This window comes from Gemmatimonadota bacterium (genome assembly GCA_039715185.1).
Lineage (GTDB): Bacteria > Gemmatimonadota > Gemmatimonadetes > Longimicrobiales > RSA9 > DATHRK01.
In genome coordinates, this window is record JBDLIA010000209.1 from 1 (window position 1) to 1,557 (window position 1,557).

Annotated in this window: 2 protein-coding genes; one reads left to right on the forward strand and one right to left on the reverse strand. The window is 70.3% G+C overall.

What is annotated here, in order from left to right; all coding sequences use genetic code 11:
- A partial coding sequence (locus ABFS34_16775; protein MEN8377080.1) for a hypothetical protein occupies nt 1-431 on the forward strand: 431 nt, incomplete at its 5' end.
- Here ABFS34_16775 and ABFS34_16780 read toward each other — a convergent pair.
- Complete coding sequence (locus ABFS34_16780; GenBank protein ID MEN8377081.1) at nt 417-1,544, reverse strand: cysteine desulfurase family protein; 1,128 nt, start codon at nt 1,542-1,544, stop codon at nt 417-419. The genes ABFS34_16775 and ABFS34_16780 overlap by 15 nt on opposite strands.
- Nucleotides 1,545-1,557: the final 13 nt, after the last annotated feature.

Consider the following 1,557-nt stretch of genomic DNA (forward strand, 5'->3'; position numbering starts at 1 on the left):
CCCACTTCCCCACCGAGGCCGACCTCTTCACGGCCTGCTCCACGCACTGGGCGAGCCAAAGTCCCTTTCCCGCGCCGGACTCGTGGGCGGGAATCGACGACCCCTCGAAGCGCCTGGTCGCCGCGCTGAAGGACCTGTACCGCTGGTACCGCCTGGAACAGGACATGATGAGCAGAGTGCTGCGGGACGCATCGACCGTGGAGGCGGTCGCGGCCACTCTGGACGTCATTTGGTGGCCCTACCTGGAGGAGGTCGTCGGCACCCTGGCCCTGGGCTGGGCCGAAACGGGGGCGGACTCCGCGGAGCTCACGGCGAGTCTGCGGCTCGCGGTGGACTTCGACGCCTGGCGGGTCCTGACCGAGGCGGGCCTGACCGATGGCGAAGCCGCGCAGCTTGGCGCGCGAATGGTGGCCGGCCTATCGGGGCATTGAAGGCGCCGCCTCGACCGCGCGCGCCAGCCGCTCGACCGCGTACTCCACCTCTTCCTCCGTCGTCCAGCGCCCCACGCTGAGCCGCAACGCTCCTCGGGCTTCGTCCATTCCCAGGCCCATGGCTCCGAGCACCCCGCTGGGCGCCTCGCTCCCCGTGTGACACGCCGACCCCGTTGACGCCGCGAGCTCGGGGATGCGGTCGAGAATCGCCGAGGCGTCCTCGCCGAGCAGGGAGACGTGCAGCGTGTTCGGCAAGCGGGCCCCCGGGTCTCCGTTCACCCGCACCTTTTCGCCCAGCAGCTCTCGCAGCCCGTGCCACAGTTGGTCCCGCCGGGAGCGGATCGTCTCCGAGTCGATCCAGCTCTCCGCCACGCGACACGCCGCGCCGAGCCCGGCGATCACGGGCACGGCTTCCGTGCTCGATCTCCGTCCCGCCTCGTGTCCTCCTCCGTGCAGCAACGGTTCGAGCTCGACGCCGCGCCGGACGAACAGCGCCCCCACGCCCTTGGGCCCGTGCAGCTTGTGCCCGGCGAGGGAGAGCAGGTCGACCCCCAGCTCGCGCACGTCGGTGCGGATCTTTCCCACCGATTGGGCCGCGTCCGTGTGGACGAGGACTCCCCTTTCCCTGGCCACGGCGGTGATCTCACGAATGGGCTGGATCGTCCCGGTCTCGTTGTTGGCGTGCATGACCGACACGAGCACCGTGTCGTCGTCGATCGCGTCCGCCACATCGTCGGGCGAAACGCGCCCACTCCGGTCGACGGGCAGGTACGTCACGCGTGCGCCGAGGCGTTCGAGGAATCGGCACGGTTCGATGATCGAAGGATGCTCGATCGCCGACGTGACGAAGTGGGGCCTCCCGTGGGCGCGGTGGAACAGGCCCTTGAGCACGTGGTTGTTCGACTCGGTGCCCCCGGACGTGAACACGATCTCGTCCGGATGGGCTCCCAGGATCGAGGCCACCTCCGGTCTCGCGCTTTCGACGGCTCGCGCCGCCCGGCGCCCCGGTTCGTGGCCGCTCGACGGGTTGCCGGCGCCCTCCGCCAGCGCGTCCATCATCGCCGCCACGACTTCGGGGTCGGGCGCGGTGGACGCGTTGTAGTCGAGGTAGATGGTGCGACGCGTA